Origin of the sequence: Pedobacter nototheniae, assembly GCF_004335085.1 — a bacterium.
Classification (GTDB): domain Bacteria; phylum Bacteroidota; class Bacteroidia; order Sphingobacteriales; family Sphingobacteriaceae; genus Pedobacter; species Pedobacter nototheniae.
The window spans coordinates 163042-187826 of sequence record NZ_RQRS01000008.1 but is presented as its reverse complement, the minus strand read 5'-3'; the positions used below and the strand labels follow the sequence as shown (position 1 = coordinate 187826).

Below are 24785 nucleotides of genomic sequence, written 5' to 3'. Positions count from 1 at the left end.
CCTAGACAACTCTACAGCCATCTTTTTGAATTCATCATCAAATACCCTGTGTTTCATATTAGTCAAATTTAAAATTACTCCTTTAAATCTGCGAGATAAATGTCTCTACTCAAAGGTAGCAACTCCACTTGAATTTGATGTGCTAATTTAATCAATTCTCTAAATATATCAATTAAGCATCGGCTGTTACAAATCGGACAGAATTCTATCAATCAGCCTTTTACAGTCAGATAATTTCCATACGTACACTCTGGCACATTCGGCTGGCTGACCTTTTTTATTTTGCTCTACTAGAGTGATCCACCCTTAGCGCAAAGGCAATTTTGCTGAAAAAGATCACGTCTATGGAACCATTTGGCTTTGAAAAAATTCCGGAAGTGATCCGTCAGCTTTTTGAAAAGGTTGAGCGGATTGAACTGATGATTGAGCAGCTTGCACCAGATATAACAGATGAAGATGAACTGCTCAACATCAAAGAGGCAGCTGAATACCTGAAAGTATCAGTACCATCGATTTATGCAAAAGTGAGCAGGCTTGAGATACCAGTCCGCAAACCGGGCAAACGGCTGTACTTCAGCAAACGCGAGCTTCGTGACTGGGTGGATCAGTCGAGGCGGAAAACGGCAGGAGAACTATCGAAAGAGCTGAAGACACTTCATCCTTCTCCATATCTTTACTGATTATCCCATAAAACTTTTATCATTCTGAAAAGGGATTAATCCCCTCAAACCTGCCTTAAGGGCTGTGTCCTCAATTCAGCCTTATTCACCAAGTCAAAGAAGCGAATTCACAAATATTCAATTTTAAGTGCTGGTGATCTTTGTGTCAATATTTAATTTTAGTGTTGGCTAATTTTATATTTTTCAATCCTTTGGTCAATAGCACTTGAATCAGACCAAATCTATCAGATAAATCAATTTCTTCGCATACAGTTTTGACAAAGACGGAACGCATAAGTCAAGTAAAATATGCACGTTAAGATCGCAAATTAACCTGATAGGCAACTGGTTCAAAGTTTAGTTTTTGGTTATCACAAGGGATTATTTCCAGTTGGTAGGTTGGTGGATCAGTACTAATATCGAGCTGGTAAATTCGATAAATAAAATAGGCCTCCGGATTCTGCTCGCTTACAGTCTTTTGGTTTTTGCTCATAAAGAAAGGTTCTGATAAATCCATGGTTGTGGTTTTTACCTCAATTTTTATGAGTGACCCATTTTGATCAAAGGAGGAAATATCAAAGCCATAATGATCTGCTACCTGGTTGACCTGTTTCTGTTTTGCAGGGAATAGCCTGGCTATTTTGCTGCGTTCCATTTTTAAAACAATTTCTTCTCCAATATTACCAAGCAGTTTGGCATTCCGAGCCCGGGTATCATAGTCAATTTCCTTTCTGGAAGAAAATACAGGATCTGCTTTGTGCCAGACCAGTTCGATAAGTTCCTCAAATTTACGCTGGTTTTTTTTAATAAATTCAATAGCTGTATGATTAAGTGAATCCCAGTTGAGATCGGGTGTAAATGGAATTAAGACCCTTTCGATGATGTTTTCACGGAGAAATTGCTCGCAGACCTGTTGTTGGTATTTATTGAGTTTGGGATCTCTGCTTCTCTGGTAATCGATGGTGATTTCAAAGGTTTTTGCATATGCTCCCAGTCCTACACTAAAGAAAATATCGGAATGCCTCTCTCCCTTTTTGAATATTTTCGCCCAGGTGTAGTGTTTGATTCTTGTCGCCCTCCTCTTTTCCAATTCATCCCACCCTCTTTGCGACCAGTATTTGTAATCTTCAACCTCATAGCCGGACAATTCAGCGATTACGTTTCTCGCCCAGATACCGGTCTTTTTCCAGACGGTTTCCATCAACCTGTTTTTAATGTTTACATGCTCGATTATTGTAGGTTTATATAGCTGATATCCCCAAGTTTTAAATAATTCCATCTCTTCCTCTGTGAAAAATTCCTCTCGGGGCATTGACCAGTAGTTGAAGCTCGCCATCATCTGCACGATTGCAAATTCTTGCTCACGCAGTAATTTCTTTTGGCCCATGCCGAGTTCTTCGCAAACTGCGTAAAAACCTCCTCCATGATCTTCCATATCCTGGTACATTGCGACCGCGCTGAGTAATGGACGGCCGTTTTGGTACTCAAAAACAGAGATTTCCCCCAAAATTATACTGAGTTTCTTACGATCAAAAGCTAAACCAAGATCTAAATTTAATCCGCAGTCTTTAGCGATCTGGCTATATGAAACCGGGCGTTTTACTCTGGCACATTTGATCAGATATTCCCTAACAGTTGTGTTCATCGGTTGTAGCTGAGCTTAGATTATTGTGGATTGGAAGAATCAAAAGAATCGCTTTGCACTTCGGTTGCCTCATTCTGGATTTGCGGTGAGTTTGTTGAGATAAAAATTTTGCCCAAAAATTTGATGATTCCAAACGCAGTTGCTCCCAAAAAAGAAAACACACCAATAAAGTTACCATACTTATCCCACCAATGTGAGGGATCGGCCGTTAAGGTGAAATCGGAAAAGAAATTTGAAAGTTTTATTGGAGACAATAAAAATAACACCCATGTGATACTGTAAATTATACAGATAAACTTGATCGTTCTGACCAGTCTAAGGCTTGAAGGATTATTATCCTGTGGTTTGATTTGAAAGTAGATCAATTGTGCAAACATAAAAATAACAAAGAATATGGTAGATAAGCTAGCATGCCAGTTTATGAAGCTAAAAAAATCTTCTTTAGCCGTAAGCTGTTCATCTAATTCTCTAAATAGCGAATTTACCTTTTGTTGATCAGTACCATCTATCGAAAGCCTTCGGTCGTAGGAGGAAAATTTGATATAAACTGAACTTATAGGCTGATGTTGATCACTGTAAGCTATATCCAGATCAGTATAGTCTTTACCGTCCAAATCAATCTTTTCCAATTGTGAGAATCCCGTGAAAGTCTGAGACTCATTATTTCTTCCAATTTTACAGGAAATACTGTGTATACGGCCCAACTGAATGCTGTCAGGGCGATTTTCATTGTGATAATACCTTAATGACTTGATAAGTTTCGCAAGGTCATCCTTACTAATCGTAAGTCTTTCATAGTTTTTATCCCTAGAAAATTGGACTGTTTCCTGGCCAAAGGCGGCGAAATGTAGTATTGAAAGTAGGAAAAGAAGTATTTGTTTCATTGAGCATTAATTAGTAAACACAAATCTAATGTTTTAAATTTTTAGGCGATGATCGAATTAATTGTTTAAGCAAAAATAATATTGAAAATGATCCTTTAGGCCAATGCACCTAGGAAGTCATTTGGCAGAAGGCCAGATGGTGATTGGCAAATGATTTTAAATCAAAACTTTTTTTCTACACAACATGTATAGATTTGTTTTTATTGATTAAATCAATATCTTTGAACAAAATTCTATAGGATGAATGGAGAATTGTTAATTCCGCTCGGCGAACTATGCCATATTAGAAGTGGCCAAACCTTTAAAGACCGCTTGGATGCTTATGCTAAAGGTGAGGTTACTGTACTGCTTCCCAAGGATATCGCCCAGGGCAAGATCAATTCTTCTGCAGCTAAGATTTCTGCTACAGAAGTGCCGCAGCTTGAAAAACATCTTTTAAGGGCTGGGGATATCATCATCGTCAATAAGGGCGTTCGTTTCAGCACTTTTATCTTTAGCGGGGATATGGGGAATGTGGTCGCCACTACTGCTTTTTATGTGATCTCAGCGGGTGAAAAAATCGAGCCAGAATACCTTTTTTGGTATTTGAACCAGGCAGAAGCGAAGGCATTTCTTTCGGAAAATGTGCAGGGCAGTGTGATTCCCGCTATCACTAAAAACGTGCTGATGAGGATGCCTGTTCCATTTGTTTCTGATGCAAAACAGCATCATGTAGTGTCATTTTTGAAAAAGACAGCTAATGAACAACTAGTTCTAAAAGTACTGATGGAGAAAAAAGAAGCATTTAAGGACAGCTATATCTGGGAAATAATTAAAGAAATCGCAAATTAGATGGACAGCAAAATAAAAACCCTGATCTCTCTGATAAGTGATGTTTATCAGTTATCAGGTCACCATATACTCGAGTCCTATGACGTGATTCTTTCACTGTCCAGCTGGACTGCACTATCAAGGATAGCTGACACTGGAAAATCTAGGGGGGCTACCACTTCCGATTTTATTCCCGATACGGAGTTTGTGTTAGCGCCCGATAGCCGCTTATTAATTTCTGCCTTGAAAAGTCGTGAGCGGTATCTGGGTAGCTCATGGACGGGTGCGTTGGGTTTGGACAGCTCACTTTTTGACGGGATTTCTTCTTCTGATCTGCGGGCTATTCTGACGGCCCTCAATAAGCTTTTCCAGGCCGATGAGAACCCAGCTACGGTCCTATCGGAAATTTTTGATCAGCTTGAATACTTATTGAGTTCAAGCCAGAAGGGAGATAACCTCTATGTACCCCCTAAAGAAATCGCACTGGTGATGGGGCATTATCTAGCCAGCAATGAAGGAATAACCTTATATGATCCCTTTTCCCGTACTGGAAACCTGATAATGCAGGCACTTGAAAACTTGCCTTCTGTAAAATCTGTTTTTACTTTTGCGCCAGTCAATCTTCTTTGGAAGCTGACCAAGCTACGCATATTGTTTCTTTCCCAACGGCGCGATATTAATATCGGCAAAGAGTTCAGTTTATTAAAACTTGTAGACAGAAAGTTCGATTTTATTATCTGTAATCCCCCTTTTGGACAACATGCCCCCGGTGACCGCCAGTTCTCCAATATTGGAGGAGAATGGGAAGATCTGATCAGGAAGTCAAGACGTATTGAATTGTTTTACTTAGCGCATATTTTAACCCACTTAGCGGACTCTGGCCGCGCAACAGTGTTATTGCCAGGTATTTTCCTATCGGATAGTTTGGCTGTAAGGGAAATAACTGGAAGGCTTATCGAGCAGAATCTGATTGATGCGGTCATTTCCATGCCAGGTGGATTATTTACCCAAACTGGTATTTCGACTGTAATGGTCTGTATCAACAAAGCAAGAACTGAACATGCTCCGGTGCTTATCGCTGATGCTGCTGCTGAGGTTGAAAGATTGGGCAGGCAATTGATACTGAAGCCTGAAAAAGTACTATACTGGTTAGATAAGTTGAAAACAGCTGAATCTATAAAGGTCGACAGGTATGCGGTAATGGTCTCTACAGAGGAGATACGCCAGCATAGTTTTGAACTGATGATCAAGTCTTACATAGGACAAGAAGTTGATTGGGGCCAAAGGGTTTCAGCTAAGGAACTTAAGGTCGAATATGAGAAACTGGAAGGTGAACTTTTCGGTATCCAGAAGGATATCGATCATTTTCTATCTAATAGTCCATTTCTAAAATAATAGATGGGTTATGGGAGTGATCAAGATCAAGGAGATCGAAGGTGAAATAACAGACGTGCAGTCCTTGTTTAAGGATGGTAATTGTAACTTATCGAGTTACATCGGAGCAGAGGCAGCTGGAAAAAAAGTAAACAGCTATTGGCTAGTCTCAATCGTTGCCATTTTTTTTGTACTTTGTTGTATCATCTGGACAGATCTTTTGGGTCCCAATTGGTCGAAGGTCGCTATTTTAGGGGCCATATTTTCGGCTTGTATCGTTCTATTTATCGTCCATTCCAATTACCGAAGTAAATCAATTACAGGAATATTGATTGGATCTTTGATACTGATACTCACAGTAGTTTTAGGAATCTCTTCTCCGCAGGATGCCCTAAAAAAAGTCGAAGCCATCACTATAGAAAAATTTAAGCGTTAATTTTTTTCCAAAGATCTCAAAGTGTTTCGGTTCGCATTCATACTGTAACAAAGGATTTAGAAGCATTATTGCGTCCAGAATCTATTAAGGAACCAAAATTTTCCCGTTTTCCCCTTGTTCAAATCAATCATATTAGCTTTCAGCTGCAACTTTTAAAAACTGACCATTTTTGCAAACAGTAGATAAAAAGGCTTAATCAAAAAAAGGACGTGCTTGGTAAGCTTGTTAATGCAGGTATTTTAAACATGGAACGAAGAAATTTTTTGCCCTTACAAGAATCCCGGATGTAGTTTCTTAATGGGTTGATAAATCTTGGCAAAAAACAGCATTTAAGCTTTTTGACGTATTTAGTAGGCCAAAAAATAGAGGAGGCTGATGCTCCAGTAGTATCAGCCTGTATCGATTTTACCCTCATTCTTATGGAGTATAAAAATTCCCTTCCTTATAGGTTCTTCTTCTGCCTCCTGTTCCGATGTACCCCTCAAAAGGTTTTTGTTGGCAGCCTGCCGCTTGGTTTTATCAACGATCTTGGCATAAACCTCTGTATTTTTAAGAACACGGTGTCCAAGCATTTTCGAGACGGTATAAATGTCGGTACCGAGCTCGAGTTGAAGGGTGGCGAAAGTATGGCGGAAACTGTGGAAGGTGATGTTTTTATTGATTTCGGCTGTTGCAAGCCACTTGGTAAAAAAAGGTTTGAGCCTGCTGTAAACCAGTTCTGGAAATAACAGTTTTTCAGGTGACGCTCTGTTACCGATAAAACTGTAGGCCTGATCTGAAATGGGCAGCACTTCTATATTCTCGGTTTTTTCCTGGGAGAACTGTATCTCAAAACTGCCTGTTTTGCCCCTAATGTTAGACCATTTTAAAGTGGAGACATCTGACCAGCGCAGGCCGGTGAGCCCCGAAAACATGGCGGCATTTTTCATTAATTCTGAATCTGTGGGGGTTTCTGCCAGTAACTGGAATTCTTCCATAGTCAGGCGTTCCCTATGGGTTTCTTTAGGGCGGATGGGATCAACCCATACTGTGCAGGTCAATAGCTAATAACCTACGCCTATAAAGCACGCGGAGGACCGCACGGAACTTGGCAAAGTAGCTCACTGCGGTATTTCTTTTGATGGGTCTGCCGTACCGGGCTATTCCCGGCCCGCTTAGGAGATAATTCTTAAAATCCTCGCAGAGGTAGTCAGTAAGTTCAGGCAGCTTCAAATCTCTCCCACAGAAAGCAATGAAATACCTTAGTGACATGTCCCATTGATCGTGGAGGCCCTGCCTCTTTTTTCTTGCAATCTGGCGGAACATATCGATGAAACTCGCTTCCCGTTCATGTTCTGATATCAGGCCGAACCTTCTGTTCTGCAGTTCAATCTGCCGCTGGGCGCAGACATTGTTGGCGGTGATCAGGGTATGCTTATTGTGCATCCGCTGAAATTCATTCTCCGGTTTGGTAAACAGATAGAGCTTAAGACTCACGAATCTTATGGTTTTGCCCGTGGCAGGATCTAACAGCGGTGGGTAATAATCCAAAAAAAGGCTTTGCCTGTTTTTAAGGGGTTTGAATCTAAGTTTTACGTTTGACATAAAGTGAAAATTTAATCTGAATCCGTATTGGTATTTGAATCAAGGCTCAAATACCATTTTGTGATGGTTCCTAGATATCAGCAGTGAGGTTCTGAGACAATAGGAAATTTGTTGGGATGATTTCACCCTCCGTTTCTGTCTGGATAAAACGGCTTTATGTATATCAAAAATGCAAAAAATCAAGAGGATAAGCAAAAAAATATTTAGCCTACGCCTCATTTTTGGGAATTCTGTCTACAGCTTTTTTTAGAAAATAAACGTACTGGCCAACTCTAAGTTTGGGTACATTCCTTCTTTTGAAAATACCGTATAAAAGCCCTCTTTCTTTGCCTAGTAGATTAATACATTCATCTATTGAATAGCATTCAGAAATCTTCATCGGCTTTTTAGCAAGTCTTTTATTGATCTCGCGCTCCCTCTCGAGCGGATCTGCTCTCGGAACGGATTTCACTTTATGTAATCTATCTATTTGGTCCTTTGGCAACATGATTTCTTTACCTACCTTGACTTTTTCGATCTTGCTCCGCTGCAGCATGGTGTATACTGCCTCCCTGGATTTTTGAAATAAAGCCATAACCTCATGCATACTGTAAAAACTAATTTCAGAATCATTATTGGCTATTGCAGGTTCTACTTGCTTCCTATCAAAACTTTTCGGTCGTGTCTGTTCGCTGAAAAGCGAAAGAAAATCAGTCCGAAGAATTACCGTTTTTCGGGAATGAATTTTCGCAGCCTTTAGCTCACCTCTGTTTATCATGCTATATACCGTTCCCTTATGCGAGCGCAAAAGGTTCGCAACATCAGCTACCGATAAAACTTCACTTTCCAGCCGGGACACCTGGTATGAAAAATCCTTGGTTACTGTTTCAATTTCAGATGCCTGGATTTTACTGTCCCTCGCTTTAGTCTTATAATACTTTGAGTTACAGCCTTTGCTGCAAAATCTGGTGACAGTTTTTTTAGCGATAAAGGTCTGGTTACAAAACTCGCAATTTCTTAAAATTTTTAGATTACTACTCATAAGTTAAGTCTCCCTTTTATGTGCTTCATAGTGCTTCCACGTACTTCTATGACTAGTTAATACCTAACACCGAACATACAATGTATAACGTCTTCGATTGACCAAAAAAAAGCTACAAATTCACAACAAAACAATGCATAACAGTGGCAAATTACGAAAATCTAGGAAATAAAAAAATCGCTAACTACCTAGTAATTAACGATTTGTTATTCATTGTTATTCAGTAATCTACAAATTCTATAGGATTACTTGCCGATACAGAACTTAGTAAAAATATTCTCTAATAAATCATCAGTAGTAACTGTACCCGTAATTTCTCCTAGATAATGAAGTCCTTGTTTAATATCCATCGCGAGGAAATCAGATGTTACAGGATTATCTACGTTATCCAATACCCTTTGCAATGCATTTTCCGTCTGTTTAAGGGCTTCTACATGGCGAATATTCGTCACTAAAGTTTCGCTTGTATTGATATGATGCAGGTTAACCTGCTCTAATAAAGTCTCTTTTAAATCATCAATACCTAATTTTTCCTTTGCAGAAATAAATACTACATTAAGCTTAGAGAACTCTTTACGTTGTTCCGAACTCAATAAATCGGCTTTATTTAATAGCACTAAATAAGGAATTTCCAATTTATTTAAACCATTAAGTTGTTCTTCTATTTCAAGTGGGGTTTGAGCGCCATCAGCCATATAAATAATTAGTTTGGCCTGTTTCATTTTCTCTAATGTACGTTCAACACCCAAAGCCTCAATAATATCGGCAGTATCACGAATTCCAGCTGTATCAATAAAGCGAAAAACAATGCCCCCAATGGTAAGTTCATCTTCAATGGTATCGCGAGTGGTACCAGCAATATCGGATACAATGGCTCGCTCTTCATTTAATAAAGCATTTAACAACGTTGATTTACCAACATTCGGTTTACCTGCAATTACAATAGGTACGCCATTTTTAATTACATTACCTAACTCAAATGAAGAAATTAAACGACGTAAAACATAATTGATTTTGGTAACGAGATTACGAAGCTGGTCGCGGTTGGCAAACTCTACATCTTCTTCTGCAAAATCCAATTCGAGTTCTATCATGGAAGCAAAATGAATTAATTGCTCCCGAAGTGCTTTCAGTTCATTAGCAAAACCACCACGCATTTGCTGCATGGCTACATCGTGAGATGCTTTTGAATTTGATGCAATTAAATCAGCTACAGCTTCTGCCTGACTTAAATCAAAAGCTCCATTTAAAAAGGCCCGCAAAGTAAATTCACCGGGCTTAGCGGCTCTTGCCCCTTTGCTTATTAAAAGATTTATAATTTGCTGAATGATGTAATTTGAACCATGACAAGAAATTTCGACAACATTTTCTTTTGTATAAGATTTTGGAGCAACATATAAACCTGCTACTACTTCATCAATAATTTGATCGCCATCTTTTACCAGTCCAAAATGTAGAGTGTGCGTAGCTTGCTTTTCTAAATCTTTACCTGCAAAAACCTCATTTGTTAAACTAATGGCTTGCGGACCAGAAAGGCGGATAACGCCAATAGCGCCAGATCCTGGAGGTGTAGATAAAGCAATGATGGTATCTTGATGATTCATAATTATTGTCTGAAAGCTGCAAAAATAGGTCTTATCTATGGCTTTATCATTTGTGGCAGGTAATTTTTTAAAATTAGTTGTCGCCAATACGAGCTAATTACCCAGCTAAACAAAATATTACATAAAGGCTGAGAACCGAGGTTTTAGATAATTTAAATTAGAGTTTGCGAAAACATTTTTATATTAATGCTGTTTAAACCTGAAAATCAAATAAGCGAATTATGACCAACAACTTTCCTATAACGGTTAAGCGATCCATAGAACTACTTGGCCTTATGGCTCTTGTAGCTGTAATTGTAATCGGCCGGGATATTATAATGCCAATCCTGATGGCTTTTTTTATTAGCATAATGCTTTTACCTGTTTACCGTTTTTTAAGAAAGAAAAAAGTACCTGAAAGTTTATCTATTATTTTACCAATTGTACTCGTAGCCCTCTTTGTTGGTCTTATTGTATGGTTTTTTTCTAATCAGATTGGTGCTTTAGTGAAAGATTTCCCTCAAATTAAGAAGAATGTTGCTTTACATTTAAAATCGTTGAGCGAATGGGTTAGTCAGCTTACACACTACTCTACCACCGAACAGTTGAAGTTTATAGATGATAAAAGCAACGACTTATTAAACATGGGTGGCAAACTTGCTGGTGGCGCTGCGCTAACTTTAAGTGGTGTATTTGTTTTTATTGGCTTACTACCAATTTACATTTACTTAATGCTTTTTTATAAGGATATTTTATTGAAATTTATTTTCATGTGGTTTAAAACCGATCATCATCCAAAGGTGAAAGAAGCCATTTATGAAACAGAATCAATTATAAAAAGCTATTTAATTGGCTTGCTTATCCAAATTTCTTATATGACCATTTTATTAGGTGGTATTTTGATGTTAATCGGAATAAAGCATGCGTTATTAATAGGTGTTATTTTTGCCATTTTAAACCTCATTCCATATGTTGGTGCTTTAATAGGAAATATTATTGGCGTATTACTTACACTTACATCTTCTCAAGAGTTATGGCCCGTGATTACTGTTTTAGGCGTTATTGCTTTTGTTCAGTTTTTGGATAATAATATTTTAATGCCTCGTATTGTAGGCTCTAAAGTAAAAATTAATGCTTTGTTTGCTATTTTGGGTGTATTTATTGGCGGAAGCGTCGCCGGGGTTTCAGGCATGTTCCTAGCTTTACCTATTGTAGCTGTACTGAAAATTATTTTCGATCGTACGGAGATGTTTAAACAATGGGGTGTTTTATTGGGCGATGAAAGACCTGCTAAAAGCCCTATGTCGTTTTCATCATTTAGAAAGAAAAAGATTACTCCTGTTAAACCTGGAGTAGAAAAAGAACTGTAATTAAAGATATAAATGGTCATTGCGAGATAAAATTTCTGTCTCGCAATGACTATATTTTTATTATGCCTTACATACGTTCAGGTGATGCAATTCCTAAAATTAACATACCTGATTTAATAATATCTGCAGTTTTTCTACAAAGATTTAAGCGGAATTGTTTCTCCTCTCCTTCTTCAGTTTTTACAATTGGAGGTACATCGTGATAAAACTTGTTGAATAATTTAGCCAATTCAAAAAGGTAATTTGCCAAACTTGCAGGGCTATGTGCTTTAGCAGCAGTTGCTAACTCAGCAGGATATTTTGCCAGTTGCAAAATCATTTCAAGCTCTACAGGCAAAATATTTCCAAAATCTTCACTTCCTTTTTTTGCTTGGTAATTTGCTTTGCTTAATAAAGATTTAATACGTGCATGGGTATATTGAATAAATGGCCCTGTATGCCCCTGAAAATCTATACTTTCATTAGGATCAAACAACAAACGCTTTTTAGGCTCTACTTTTAAAAGGAAATATTTTAATGCACCTAAACCAATATTTTTATACAATTCCTCTTTCTCATCATCTGTAAAATCATTGGTTTTACCCAGCTCTTCCGTCTTTTCACGAGCGGTGGTAATCATATCGCTAATTAACTCATCAGCATCAACTACTGTTCCCTCACGACTTTTCATTTTACCGTTTGGCAAATCAACCATTCCATAAGATAGATGGTATAAGCCCTTAGCCCAAGTTTTGCCTAGCTTTTCTAAAATCAAGAATAAAACCTTGAAATGATAATCCTGCTCATTACCAACCACATAAATAGATTCGTCCATACCGAAATCTTCAAATTTCTTTTCGGCAGTACCTAAATCCTGTGTAATATAAACCGAAGTTCCATCGGCACGTAATACCAGTTTCTGATCTAACCCATCGGCAGTTAAATCTATCCAAACCGATCCGTCCTCTTTTTTAAAGAACACACCTTTCTCAAGACCTTCATTAATGGTATCTTTTCCTAATAAATAGGTATTACTTTCGTAGTAGAATTTATCAAAATCAACGCCCAAATTCTTATAGGTAACATCAAAACCCTTGTAAACCCATCCGTTCATTTTTTCCCAAAGGGCAATTACATCCACATCTCCGGCTTCCCATTGTTGCAACATATTTTGCGCTTCTTTTATTAAAGGTGCGCTCTTTTTTGCCTCTTCCTCTGTAATTCCTTCAGCTTTTAAAGCATCTATTTCTTTTTTATATTCTTTATCAAAAATTACGTAATACTTGCCTACAAGATGGTCGCCTTTTAAACCCGAGCTTTCTGGTGTTTCGCCATTGCCCCATTTTTGCCAGGCCAGCATTGATTTACAAATATGGATTCCCCTATCATTTACCAAGTTTACCTTCACTACATCATAACCATAGGCTTTAAGCAATTCGGCAACAGAGTAACCCAATAAATTGTTACGCACATGGCCCAAATGCAACGGTTTATTGGTGTTCGGCGAAGAATATTCTACCATTACCTTTTTACCATTTGATGGATAAACACCAAAATCAGGGTTTAAAATTTCATTATTAAACTGGTTAAGAAAGTAACTTTCGGCAATGCTTAAATTTAAAAATCCTTTAACTACATTAAACTTTGTAACCTCAGCAACATTTGCAACCAAGTATTCGCCAATCTCATTTGCAGTTTGCTCAGGTGATTTTTTAGAGTAACGTATAATTGGAAAAGCAACAATAGTTACCTGACCTTCAAATTCTTTACGGGTTTCTTGTATATTAATTACGCTTTCGGCTACATCTTCGTTATAAAGTTGCTTAATTGCTTGCTGCGCTTCGGAAATAATAAAATTCATGGCCAAAAATAATGAAAAAAGGTGGAAGCCGAAAGCTTAATGGTGCGCTATATTAAAATGGATTTGGAAAGTTACGGCAGCAATAATCAGCTCTGGCAGCCCTTCTTTTTGCTGTAGTCCTTAACCTGTAAAAACCAGTTAAGGAGCTGCCGCTTCAATAAGGTTTATGAAGTAAGTACAAGGCTGCAAACAAATTTACCGCAGCAAAAGTCCTGTTCAAATCTGCGATATCAATTCTCTTATCTGATTTTTTCTGATAGATTTGCAATAACTAATTTATATATGAGCGAGCAGAATCAAAATTTTAAAATCGGTGTTAGCACCGAAATCGGCAGGTTACGCAAATTATTAGTCCATAGCCCTGATAGTGGTTTAGGCAAGGTAGTGCCATCAAAAGCACAAGACTGGCTTTTCGAAGATATTGTACATTTGGATACCATCCGCAAGGATGAATATGATTATTACATCAAACTATTAATGTACTTCTTAGATCCTGAAAAGATTAAAGGTAAGCTTAATCAAATAGATTCAGAAGAAGCAAACCGTAGTTTCTATAAACCTAATCATGCTGATTTCCATAACTCAAATGAAGTAATTGAAGTTCAAAATCTTTTGAGCCAAATGCTCGAAAATGAATCTATCCGTAAAAAATTAGTAGCAGCGGTTTCTGCAATTGAAGGTTGTACCTATAAATTACAAATGCAATTAACCGCAACTCCGCCGCAAGAGTTGGCAGAAATTTTTATTTCGGGAACGCTGGCCAATGATACCATGATTTTTGCACCTATTCCTAATTTAATTTTCACCAGGGATGTTGGTACAACCATAAATAACCACATTTTACTAAATAAACCTGCAAAAAAAGCCCGCGTTCGCGAAACGCTTTTGATGCGCTACATATTTTTTAACCACCCTATTTTTGAATCGTACCGTAATAATGTACTGGAAATTCCTGATCCAACACAACATTTTTTAAGACCAGGCGATGAACCAGAATTTCGCACCACTTTAGAAGGTGGAGACGTAATGATGGTAAGCCCTAACCATGTTTTAATTGGTTGCAGTGAAAGAACATCGGAAGAAGGTGCAAACGAAGCTATTAAATTGTTGTTTGATAATAATGTGGTGGAAAAGGTTACTGTTGTAAAAATTCCAAGTAAGCGAGATTATATGCACCTCGATACCGTTTTCACTCAGGTAAATCGCAATACGTGGGTTATTTTAAATTCAATTGCACATTCGCCTAAATATAATCCGCATGAGCCAATTAACTTTTTAAAGGAGCCAGAAAGATTAGAAGCTACAACAGCTATTCAGTTTAGTAAAAGCAACCCCGGTCAACCAAAACACTTTGAGCATGTAGAGGCTTTGCTTAATGATATTAGTCAGAACGATTTACATAGCACAGAGCCAACAAAGATTATTTATAGCGGCAACAATCAATTTCCTTACGATTCAAGAGAGCAATGGACAGATTCTTGCAACCTTTTAGCCATTAAAGAGGGTGTTGTTTTAGGTTATGATCGTAATGATAAAACAGTTGAAGCTTTTAAGGCAAGTGGTTTTAATGTGGTTAATGTTAAAGATTTAATTCAGGATTTGGAAAGCGGCAAAGTTGACGCTAATACAATTACCGATACCTTAATTTTAATGCCATCGGCTGAGTTATCAAGAGCCAGAGGTGGTTTCCATTGTATGAGTTTACCTATTTTAAGAGATAATTTAAGTTAAAAAGTTAAGGTACTCCTTAATACTTACTATTTGATACTAAAAAAATGCAAAGTACCAATCATATATTAATGATCCGCCCGGTTGATTTTAAATTTAACGAACAAACGGCAGGAAATAATAAATTTCAGGAAGCAAGCACACAAGATAATGTACAAGCAGAGGCGTTAAAAGAGTTTGATGGCTTTGTAAATTTACTTCGTAAAAATGATGTGGATGTTACAGTAGTTGACGACACTTTATCGCCTGAAAAGCCTGATTCTATTTTTCCAAATAACTGGGTTTCCTTCCACGAAGATGGCTCTGTTTATCTCTATCCTATGTTTTCTGAAAACCGCAGGCTGGAAAGAAGAAAGGACATATTAGAGGGGCTAAAGAATAAGTTTGAGGTAAACCATGTAAGTGATTTAAGCTTTTACGAACAACAACATCTCTTTTTGGAAGGTACGGGCAGCATGGTGCTGGATAGACCAAATAAAATTGCATACGCTTGTTTAAGCGTGCGTACAGATGAAGAAGTGTTAAACAACTTTTGTATGCTAACTAGCTATGAACCAGTAGCCTTTCAGGCAATAGATGCTGAACGTTTCCCAATTTACCACACCAATGTAATGATGTGTGTGGCCGATCAGTTTGCTGTAATTTGTTTAGAATCTATTCCTAACGTAGATGAAAAGGAAAAAGTTGCATTAAGCTTAATTGATAGCGGCAAAAAAATTATTGAAATTACCTTGGCGCAAATGAACCGTTTTGCAGGCAACATGCTACAGGTTAAAAATGCTCAGGGAGAAAATCTTTTAGTAATGTCTGAACAAGCTTATCTATGCCTAACGCCAGAACAGGTTGCAACTTTGGAGCAGTTTAATAAAATTATTTATGCGCCTTTATATACCATAGAAAAAAATGGTGGTGGCAGCGCACGATGTATGCTTGCCGAGGTACATTTACCTCAGAAGTAATTTGCATATAAAATAAAAATCGTCATTCAGGTAAACCCCGTATGGCGATTTTTATTCTTCCTATTTACCAAATCGGTGGTGCATAAAAGTTTTGTAAGGTTTCACAATTGAAACCAAACCGAGCTAAAAGAGATATGGTGTCTTGACTTTTATCAGCAGTAGAATCTATTCTTAAAATCTTGTCAGAATCCGATAAATCAACGCTCCAGGTGGCGCCAGATAGTAAATTATTTAGGTGACTGGTTATTTCTTTTAACTCTGCACCTGATTGAATATTGGTTTTAAAGATCGAGATCATAATAACAACAGTTTATTGTTTCGTGATTTTTTTATTAAGGTTTAATCTTATAGACGTATGAGATTAAGTTTTACCTTAAAAAAAATGATTTTTTTTTCGCCTTTCCAAATAAGTCGTGAATTATGCGTTTAGTGATGTTATTTCTTTAAAAAAAAGGTTAGTAGCCTAATATAAAACCAGTTTTTTGGGCAACAATTTCCATTAAAACAATTACCATATAAAATTTGTAGTTACACCAAGCGTTTCTCTACAGTAAAAATATTTTCAATAACGTTTAATTCTCGATTTAAAATTACATTTTTGCAAAAATTATTTAGACCATAAATGCAGAGTTACTCAGAATTTCTCGATCTAAGTGTTGGCTTTCCTCAAGAAGGCTTTGACGTTATAGATGATGAATTATATTTTCAGGATTTAAACCTGATGGAAATGATTGAAACTTACGGTACTCCCCTACGTTTCACTTACTTACCACTGGTTAGTAAGAAAATACAACAGGCTAAAATTCTTTTCCAAACTGCTATTTTAAAGAACAATTACCGTGGCGATTATAAATATTGTTACTGTACTAAAAGTTCGCACTTTAGGCACATCGTTGAAGAGGCTTTAAAGAATAATATTCACTTAGAAACTTCTTCGGCTTTTGATATGCCAATGGTTGACGCATTGGAGAAAAAAGGGCACTTAACTAAAGATACGACCATTATATGTAATGGTTTTAAAACCTATCAGTACAAGCAATATATTATAGATATGTTGCACGATGGTTATAAAAACATCATTCCGGTATTGGATAATAAGGAAGAGTTTAACCTTTATGATGATGAGGTAGAAATGGATACACCATGTAATTTGGGTATTCGTATTGCTGCTGAAGAGCAACCAGATTCGCAATTTTATACTTCTCGTTTAGGTGTACGTATGGAAGATGTAATTGATTTTTACAACAATAAAATCGTTACCAATCCTAACTTTAAGGTTAAATTATTACACTTTTTTATCAACTCTGGTATTACCGATTCTCCATATTATTGGAATGAGTTGGAGAAATATGTAACCTTATATTGCAAGTTCAAAAAAATCAATCCAGATTTAGACACTTTGGATATTGGTGGTGGTATGCCGTTTAAAGATTCGTTGGTTTTTGATTTCGATTACGAATACATGGTAAATGAAATTGTAAAACGTATTAAAGAAATCTGTGCTATCCACGAAGTAATGGAACCAGATATTATTACCGAATTTGGAAAATATACTGTAGCAGAGGCTTCTGGCATTTTATACAAAGTGTTAGGCCGTAAACAACAAAATGATCGCGAAAGATGGTTAATGTTAGACGGTTCTTTTATTACCAATTTACCTGATGTTTGGGCTTTAAACCAAAAATATATTCTTTTGCCAGTTAATAATTGGGATGCTGAATATGAACGTGTAAACTTAGGTGGCATTACATGCGATGGACAGGATTATTATAATCAGGAAGCCCATATGAATAGCGTTTTTATGCCCAAAACACGTAAAGTGCAATATTTAGGCTTCTTCCATACTGGTGCTTATCAAGAAGTTTTAAGTGGTTATGGAGGTATTCACCACTGTTTATTACCTAGTCCTAAACATGTTTTAATCCGCAGAAACCGCGACGAAAGTTTTAACTTTGAGGTTTTTGGAGAAGAACAAAACAGTAAACAAGTATTAAAAATTTTAGGTTACTAGAATTCTAAAACATATCAAAAAGCCAGATTTAAAAATCTGGCTTTTTTTTTTATAATTTTTTATTTAGCACTGAAAATTTCTTCCAATTTTTTTTCTAAATCTACACCGTATAAATTTCTGGCTATAATTACGCCATTAGGATCAATAAGTACATTGGCTGGAATAGCTCTAACCCCATATATTTTTGCACCTGCACTGTTCCAAAACTGAAGATCAGATACCTGAGTCCAATCTAAATGATCGTCTTTAATGGCTTTAAGCCAATTTTCTTTGCTTTTATCTAATGATACACCAAATACATCAAATCCTTTTGATTTATACTTTTGAAAAAGTTTAACCACATTTGGGTTTTCAGCACGGCATGGCGGGCACCAGGAAGCCCAAAAATCAACCAACAGATATTTACCAAAATGATCTGATAATTTAACCTTTTTACCATTTGTATCAGGCAATTCAAAATCTAACGCACGATTACCCGGCTGAACAGATTTTAAAACCGGCACTAATCCCTTCAACACCTGTACATAAGGCGTTTTATCTAACCCTCTATCCAATGCGGCAATATTCTGTTCAATTTCTTGCGGAGTTAAACGGTAAGACCATTCACGATACAAAACATAAGCAGAAACAATTGAGGAAGGATTTGTTTTAATAAAATCTTCAATCTTAACATCCTTGGTTTTTCGGTATTGATTAAATAAATCCTGTGCTACAGAACCTGTAACCGTACTACTTCTATAATATTTGGCAGAATCCAGATTAACTGTTATAGCCTTATTATCCAAGAAAACATATAAAGGCGTTTTATTCTTATCGAAGGTTAAACCGTACAACTCAGGAAGTTCAACCGCTGTATTAAAGGCAAATTTACCATCGTTAATTTGTACAGAATCTACTGTGGTAAACATTTTATTGCTAAACTTTTGCAAATATACTTTACCAGTTTCTGCATGTGCAACCGTACCTTTAAGATTTAGTTTTGTTTGGGCAGAAACGCTGCTAAGGCCTCCCATACCTATAGCAGCAATTAATTTTAGTGATAATTTCATGTTTTCTTTCTTGATTTTAGTTAACATCAAACCACAATTTGGTGGTTAAAATATCGGGGCCTTGCTTTGAAACAGCCTCTGTATAGTTATTTTTATTTAACGATTGTTCGCCTCCAGGATAAATAAAACGAACTGGAATTTTTCCATCAAGCACACCAGCCACCGCGGGTTGTAACTGAGGATAATCCAATCTGCGCCACTCTGCAAAGGCCTCTAACCCTTGTCCGTAAAGGGCAATCCATTTCTGATCGCCAATAGATTTACGATAATTTGTAGCATCATATTGTACAGCTGGTTGGGCTAAATAAGTTTGTATTGCGGTTGCACCAACGCTGTAGTATTGTAATGAAGCTGTAATTGCTTTGTTATATAAAGAAACTGCATCTTCCGTACTAAAACCCCTCTGGGCCGCCTCAGCTCTATCAAATAACGATTCGGAATAACTTAAAATAACTGCCGGAGCTATAGACTTAGTAAAGAAATCACCGATTTTTGATGTTTTTGTAAAACCATAAGCACTGGCATCACCAGTGGTTAAACCATTAGGTAGACCGATATAAACCTCAGGTGTAGCATCTTTTGTAGGGTTGGCATAAATTCCTAATCGTGGATCGTTTAAACCTTTTAATTTTTGAACAATTGTTCTCGAAATGCGATAATCATCACGAGTTTCAAAAACCTTGCCTATTGGGTTCTGATTTGGTGAAGCAAAATAAGTAAGTTTAACGGTTTCGTCCTCATTGCTAATTAATCCTGCAGGATCTGCAAGCACCTCTGTAATGGTTTGTTTAGCTAAAGTGGGTTCGCGATCAGCGATACGCAAAGCTAAACGCAAACGCAGCGAATTGGCAAATTTACGCCAGCTGTTAATGTTGCCCTTAAAAACAGGATCGCCTGCAATAGCACTTCCCGAAGGATTATAAGTAGCTAACGCGGTTTTCAGATCAGCAATTAAGCCTAAATAAACTGTGCGCTGATCGTCATATTTCGGTGTTAAATTTTTAATATCTAAAGCCTGGGTATAAGGTATATTTCCGTAATTATCGGTTAATACAGAAAATATCCACGATTTTAAAGTAATGGCTACAGCCTTATAATTTGGATTATTTAACTGATCTCCCAGCTTAATAATTTCATTTAAATCAGTAAGACTTTGTGTGTAAAAACTCTTCCAGCCACCTTCAAAACTGCTATTTGTAAAAGTATAACGATCGGGATCTGTATATTGGATTTTAGACCAGTGCTGTACAAATAGTAAACTGGCATCCATAGTATTGGCTGTGCTGTAATAATTATCAGCAGCGCTTTTTATGGCATTTGTCAATAAATAATCTGGTGTTGCCGTTTCAGATTCGTTTGGGTTTTTATTTGTATCCTGAAGATCTTTCTTGCAGGCCCCTAAGGTTAAAATGGTTAAACTGAGGGCAATTATATTGGATTTTCTGATCATGATTATCAAATTAAAAAGTAAGATTTAAGCTAAAGCCATAGCTTCTGGTAGTTGGTAATTGTAGCGATTCCAATCCTTGTGCATTATCAGTAGCAAAGGCAGTTTCTGGATCGATGTTGGGAACGTTTTTATGGATAATCCATAAGTTGCGACCAATTAATGTAAAGCGGGCTTTTGATAAACCAATCTTCGAAATCCAGTTTACAGGTAAATTATAACCCAATGTAACTTCGCGTAAGCGGATGGCCGTAGCACTAAAAACATGCGCTTCGTTTACATTTGCAATGGCTTTATAATATTGTTGTGCAGGTAAAATGGTCGTATTTTTCGATCCATCAGCACGTACACCATCAAAAATAATCCCGTCATGATAAACAGTTTCAGTTCCAGGCGCAGAACCACCAGCGCCTAATTGTACTGGTAACTTTCCCTTATCATTACCTGGATAATAGTATGCCAAACCACCATGTTCTTCATCTCTGCCCGGTAAGGTTTCGGCCAAAACCCCTGTTGTAAAACCTGTAGCATGTGTACCCGAATAAATAGAACCGCCTACTTTAGCATCAACTAAAAAACCTAACGTAAAACCTTTATAACTGAAATCGTTATTAATACTTCCAATCCATTTTGGTGTATAGGCACCTAAAACTTGCTTGGTTGGGTTAACCTGTGCATAGCCACTTGAGTTTACAATAATATCGCCATTTGCATTGCGTTGGTATGCACTACCGAATAAAGTACCGTATGGCTGACCAATAGTTGCCAAAACCTGCACGCCACTTGTACCTAATACTACGCTATTTAAATAACCTTCGGCATCAAGTTCTTCAACTTTACTTCTATTTAGGGAGTAGTTAACGTTTACATCCCATTTTAAACCATCAGTTTTTTTAATGGGCGTAAATCCTAATTGAACCTCTAAACCTTTATTATTAATTTTTCCCGCATTAATTAACTTTTGTGCAAAGCCAGTTCCTGAACTAATATCTGCACTGAAAATTTGGTTAAAACTATTGGTATTATAAGCACTTATATCCAAGCGAACCCTGCTTTGTAAGAAAGCTAATTCTACACCTATCTCACTAGAGTTGGTATATTCAGGTTTCAAATTGGCATTTAAAAATTTATCTGTTAACGTTAATAATGGGTAGGTATCAAAAATTGGATTAAATGGATAAGTATTAATCAATTGATATGGATCGGTATCTTTACCTACTCTAGACCATCCTCCACGCAATTTCGCATAAGAAAGTATATCACTTTTCCAATCGAAAGCCTCACTTAAAATAAAACTTCCGTTTGCTGATGGATAGAAATAAGAATTATTTTGAACTGGTAAGGTAGATGACCAATCGTTTCTAGCCGTCAGGTTTAAATATGCGTAATCTTTATAACCCAATTGTGCTGATGAAAACAAACTATATACTTTTAATTTGCTATAATAGCTTGATGATACCAAGGCATCACGAGAGTTTGCAAGCGTATAAACCCCCGGTACGGCTAAACGTGGTGCGGTTTGATTATTTTCTTCGTAAAACTTGGTTCTTAAGTTACCTCCGGCTAAAATATCTAAGCTAAAATCACTATTTAAACGTTTATTAAAGCTTAAACTTGCTTCTGTATTATTCTCGTTTACAGTATAACCAACTTCCTGGTATGAACCAAATGGTGTTCCGTTGGTGCCATAGGCAATTCTAAATTTACGACGATCGTTATAATAATCGTTTCCAGTGTGGAAATTTGCTTTAAAATCGCTGTTAATCTGATAGGTTAACCCAACGTTGCCCAATAAACGGTCGCGACGTTGAGATACCGTATTTTCATATGCAATAAAATATGGATTGCTGTAATAACTATTGTTCCAGTTAAAAGTATTTCCATCAGGACCAATATAGTTTTTAAGGGCATTTACATCAACCTGTCTACCGAACCATAAAAACTGAAGCATAGTACTAGATGCTCTTCTGCCTGCAGCACCTGGTAAATTATCTGTAGAAGTTCTGATGTAATTAGCCGTTAAGTCTAATTTTAATTTTGGCAATAAATCAATTGTCGTATTAAAACCTAAACTATTTTTATCCAATCCTGAGTTTGGAACTACGCCTTTTTGCGAACTATTATTGTAAGAAAAACGATAGTTATAAGCATCACCACCACCAGTAAATGAAACACCATTATTAAAGGTATGACCCGTTTGAAAAAAATCACGAACATTATTTGGATGCGCTACAAAAGGAACAGCTACACCGTTAGAGTTAAATTGAGGAATTAAACGACCATCCATTTTGGGACCCCAACTTTCATCAACGCCATCGTTTACGCCACCACCTTTACCATCTACATAGCTAAATTGCCCGTTAGAACCTTGTCCGTAAACATCTTGATATTCTGGCAATACCAACAAATCTTCAAATGTGGTACTAGAATTTATAGAGATGCTGCTTGCTTTACCTCTTTTACCAGATTTTGTTTTAATAATAATTACACCATTTGCGGCCCTTGAACCGTATAAAGCGGCTGCGTTTGGACCTTTTAAAACACTAATGGTTTCTATATCTTCAGAGTTTATATCTGATATTGCATTGGCAAAATCGCGGGAGCCACCAGCGCCTAGCTGTGAGTTATCAACCGGAACACCATCTACCACAAATAAAGGTTGGTTATTACCCGAAATTGACGTTTCGCCACGAATTACAATACGTGATGAACCCATATTACCCTGGCTATTAGTAATATTTACCCCTGCCACTTTCCCTGCCAAAGCATTCACAATATTACTTTCTTTAGCTTCCGCTAAATCAGAACCTTTAACTTCCTGAATGGCATAGCCTAAAGATTTTTTCTCCTTATTAATTCCTAAGGCGGTAACAACAACCTCCTGCAGGTTATTTTTTGCCTGCTCTAAGCTAATCTGGATTTTATCAGCTTCTGTAACTTTAAAAGTTTGGGTTTGATAGCCTATATAACTGATGCTTAAAACATCACCAAGACTTGCCTGAATACTAAATTTCCCATTAGTATCACTTATGGCTCCGGTATTTTTTCCTTCTACACGGATGCTAACGCCCGGTAATGGTAAACCATCTGCTTTATCGGTTACAGAACCCGATAACTTGCTTTGCCCCTGTGCTGAGAGACTAAAAATTGTAAATAGCCAAAAAAGGCCTGATAGTAAAAGTCTGTTTTTAAACATTTGTGTGTTAATGATAGTTGAAACAATAGAATCCCTGCCCGTTAAAAAAACAGGTACCCTTTAAAAAATAAAATGATGAGAAAACTGTGCGTTAGCTACAGCAACAGCACATGACTAATTGCTGTTGATTGAGGATTGTGCCATACATTGATGGCTGAAGATTTACTGGAGTACTTAGGGATAACTTTTTCATAAAAAATAAATAATCAATTAAAATCTGGCTCAATTGATACTTATGTAAATCAGATCGTCCTTCAGATTCATTTGCAGAAATCGCAAACTCGTTATCTTTCTTCTTTGCAGAAGCAGGATTTAGCACCTACCATTTCTGGGGTTGCTAAGACTTCACAGGGCCTTTCCCTCCGTCTTTCTGGATAAGTATCTAAAGAACTACCAATTTTTGGTTCGGCAAATGTATATAATATCTACCTTTTTAATAGAATATATTTTAAAATATTTTAATCCTTACATTTTCGTGATAAAATGTGTATTTAAAATGCATTTAAAACTTGTTTGAATACTTAATATATAATAGATTAAACAAATCATTCGAGGTTTAGCTTGGTACATTTAATTATTGTATGTAAATTTGAATATGACACCTCAACAGGACATATTACTTAAACGCATAACAATTAAACCTAATTTTATGCAGAGTAAACCCACAATTAGAGGGTTAAGATTCCCAGTTGCTGATATTCTGGAGCTTTTGGCTAATGGTTTAAGCGAAGAAGATATTGTAGAGCAGCACCCTATTTTAGAAAAAGAAGATATTAGAGCTGCTTTAATTTATAGTGCGACTAAAATTAATGAAGATCTAATACATGAATAATTGGGAATTTTGGATTGATACAAATATCTCCCCTATTATCGCAAAATGGATTTCAGAATATACGGGTTACACAGCAAAATCGTCTTACAGTTTAAATCTTCATTTTATTGATGACATTAAAATATACACAATGGCAAGGAATACAGGAAATGTTATTCTAATTTCTAAAGATTCTGATTTTAATAATTTAATCGAATGGTATGGTTCACCACCAAAACTCATTAATATAAAATTTGGAAACTGCTCAAACCATATATTTTGGGACAAATTAAAACCACAGCTTAATAAAGCTATTCAAGAACTTTTAATTAATAATATGGACATTGTTAATATAGGTTGATGAATAATAATAGAAAT

At 36.7% G+C, this 24785-nt stretch carries 21 protein-coding genes and 1 riboswitch; of the genes, 10 read left to right on the top strand and 11 right to left on the bottom strand.

Going from position 1 to position 24785, the window contains the following annotated elements; genetic code table 11:
* The first annotated feature begins 344 nt into the window (after positions 1-344).
* Complete coding sequence (locus EHC72_RS09405; protein WP_131537430.1) at positions 345-680, top strand: helix-turn-helix domain-containing protein; 336 nt, start codon at positions 345-347, stop codon at positions 678-680.
* A 295-nt stretch (positions 681-975) separates the two neighbouring features.
* On the opposite strand, the gene EHC72_RS09400 is transcribed toward EHC72_RS09405, so the two are convergent.
* Together EHC72_RS09400 and EHC72_RS09395 are read right to left on the bottom strand one after the other, a co-directional pair.
* Positions 976-2304 (bottom strand): DUF3883 domain-containing protein, encoded by a 1329-nt coding sequence (locus tag EHC72_RS09400; RefSeq protein WP_131537429.1) that lies wholly within the window; start codon positions 2302-2304, stop codon positions 976-978.
* Between the two features lie 20 nt (positions 2305-2324).
* Complete coding sequence (locus EHC72_RS09395; RefSeq protein WP_131537428.1) at positions 2325-3188, bottom strand: hypothetical protein; 864 nt, start codon at positions 3186-3188, stop codon at positions 2325-2327.
* A 240-nt stretch (positions 3189-3428) separates the two neighbouring features.
* Between EHC72_RS09395 and EHC72_RS09390 the strand changes: the two genes are divergently transcribed.
* Genes EHC72_RS09390 through EHC72_RS09380 form a run of 3 tightly spaced genes read left to right on the top strand, consistent with a single transcriptional unit; the run spans position 3429 to position 5808 of the window.
* Positions 3429-4019, top strand: a complete 591-nt coding sequence (locus EHC72_RS09390; RefSeq protein ID WP_131537427.1) for a restriction endonuclease subunit S — start codon at positions 3429-3431, stop codon at positions 4017-4019.
* Positions 4020-5393, top strand: coding sequence for an N-6 DNA methylase (locus EHC72_RS09385; protein WP_131537426.1), 1374 nt, complete (start codon positions 4020-4022; stop codon positions 5391-5393).
* 10 nt (positions 5394-5403) lie between these two features.
* The gene (locus EHC72_RS09380; RefSeq protein WP_131537425.1) at positions 5404-5808 is read left to right on the top strand and encodes a hypothetical protein; all 405 of its coding nucleotides are present in this window, start codon (positions 5404-5406) and stop codon (positions 5806-5808) included.
* Between the two features lie 389 nt (positions 5809-6197).
* Here EHC72_RS09380 and EHC72_RS09375 read toward each other — a convergent pair whose 3' ends face one another.
* The 4 genes from EHC72_RS09375 to mnmE form a co-directional block, all read right to left on the bottom strand.
* Positions 6198-6785, bottom strand: coding sequence for a site-specific integrase (locus EHC72_RS09375; protein WP_131537424.1), 588 nt, complete (start codon positions 6783-6785; stop codon positions 6198-6200).
* Between the two features lie 40 nt (positions 6786-6825).
* Entirely contained in the window at positions 6826-7392 is a 567-nt protein-coding gene (locus tag EHC72_RS09370) for a phage integrase SAM-like domain-containing protein (protein ID WP_131537423.1), read from the bottom strand.
* A gap of 208 nt (positions 7393-7600) precedes the next feature.
* A complete protein-coding gene (locus tag EHC72_RS09365; RefSeq protein WP_131537422.1) occupies positions 7601-8413 on the bottom strand; it encodes a helix-turn-helix domain-containing protein in 813 nt (270 codons plus the stop codon).
* A gap of 245 nt (positions 8414-8658) precedes the next feature.
* Positions 8659-10017, bottom strand: coding sequence for a tRNA uridine-5-carboxymethylaminomethyl(34) synthesis GTPase MnmE (mnmE, locus tag EHC72_RS09360; protein ID WP_131537421.1), 1359 nt, complete (start codon positions 10015-10017; stop codon positions 8659-8661).
* A 221-nt stretch (positions 10018-10238) separates the two neighbouring features.
* On the opposite strand from mnmE, the gene EHC72_RS09355 reads away from it, so the two are divergent.
* Positions 10239-11366 carry an AI-2E family transporter gene (locus EHC72_RS09355; RefSeq protein ID WP_131537420.1) on the top strand — a complete coding sequence of 376 codons (1128 nt, stop codon included), beginning with the start codon at positions 10239-10241 and terminating at the stop codon, positions 11364-11366.
* A 67-nt stretch (positions 11367-11433) separates the two neighbouring features.
* On the opposite strand, the gene argS is transcribed toward EHC72_RS09355, so the two are convergent.
* The gene (gene argS / locus EHC72_RS09350) at positions 11434-13206 is read right to left on the bottom strand and encodes an arginine--tRNA ligase (RefSeq protein WP_131537419.1); all 1773 of its coding nucleotides are present in this window, start codon (positions 13204-13206) and stop codon (positions 11434-11436) included.
* 282 nt (positions 13207-13488) lie between these two features.
* Between argS and EHC72_RS09345 the strand changes: the two genes are divergently transcribed.
* Both EHC72_RS09345 and ctlX read left to right on the top strand, forming a co-directional pair.
* The gene (locus EHC72_RS09345) at positions 13489-14937 is read left to right on the top strand and encodes an arginine deiminase family protein (RefSeq protein ID WP_131537418.1); all 1449 of its coding nucleotides are present in this window, start codon (positions 13489-13491) and stop codon (positions 14935-14937) included.
* Positions 14938-14981: 44 nt separating this feature from the next.
* On the top strand, positions 14982-15893 hold the full coding sequence (ctlX, locus tag EHC72_RS09340) for a citrulline utilization hydrolase CtlX (protein ID WP_131537417.1): 912 nt from the start codon (positions 14982-14984) through the stop codon (positions 15891-15893).
* Positions 15894-15957: 64 nt separating this feature from the next.
* On the opposite strand, the gene EHC72_RS09335 is transcribed toward ctlX, so the two are convergent.
* On the bottom strand, positions 15958-16191 hold the full coding sequence (locus tag EHC72_RS09335) for a hypothetical protein (protein WP_131537416.1): 234 nt from the start codon (positions 16189-16191) through the stop codon (positions 15958-15960).
* A gap of 324 nt (positions 16192-16515) precedes the next feature.
* On the opposite strand from EHC72_RS09335, the gene EHC72_RS09330 reads away from it, so the two are divergent.
* Positions 16516-17904, top strand: coding sequence for an arginine decarboxylase (locus tag EHC72_RS09330; RefSeq protein WP_131537415.1), 1389 nt, complete (start codon positions 16516-16518; stop codon positions 17902-17904).
* Between the two features lie 59 nt (positions 17905-17963).
* Here EHC72_RS09330 and EHC72_RS09325 read toward each other — a convergent pair whose 3' ends face one another.
* The 3 genes from EHC72_RS09325 to EHC72_RS09315 are packed head-to-tail and all read right to left on the bottom strand — an operon-like array spanning position 17964 to position 23596.
* Positions 17964-18953 (bottom strand): TlpA disulfide reductase family protein, encoded by a 990-nt coding sequence (locus EHC72_RS09325; protein WP_131537414.1) that lies wholly within the window; start codon positions 18951-18953, stop codon positions 17964-17966.
* A 16-nt stretch (positions 18954-18969) separates the two neighbouring features.
* Entirely contained in the window at positions 18970-20403 is a 1434-nt protein-coding gene (locus tag EHC72_RS09320; protein ID WP_131537413.1) for a SusD/RagB family nutrient-binding outer membrane lipoprotein, read from the bottom strand.
* 10 nt (positions 20404-20413) lie between these two features.
* Positions 20414-23596 carry a SusC/RagA family TonB-linked outer membrane protein gene (locus tag EHC72_RS09315; RefSeq protein ID WP_131537412.1) on the bottom strand — a complete coding sequence of 1061 codons (3183 nt, stop codon included), beginning with the start codon at positions 23594-23596 and terminating at the stop codon, positions 20414-20416.
* 281 nt (positions 23597-23877) lie between these two features.
* Positions 23878-23977: riboswitch (SAM riboswitch) on the bottom strand.
* 214 nt (positions 23978-24191) lie between these two features.
* Between EHC72_RS09315 and EHC72_RS09310 the strand changes: the two genes are divergently transcribed.
* Entirely contained in the window at positions 24192-24428 is a 237-nt protein-coding gene (locus EHC72_RS09310; protein WP_131537411.1) for a DUF433 domain-containing protein, read from the top strand.
* Positions 24421-24768, top strand: a complete 348-nt coding sequence (locus EHC72_RS09305) for a DUF5615 family PIN-like protein (RefSeq protein WP_131537410.1) — start codon at positions 24421-24423, stop codon at positions 24766-24768. The genes EHC72_RS09310 and EHC72_RS09305 overlap by 8 nt, the downstream gene beginning before the upstream one ends.
* The last annotated feature ends 17 nt before the right edge of the window (positions 24769-24785 follow it).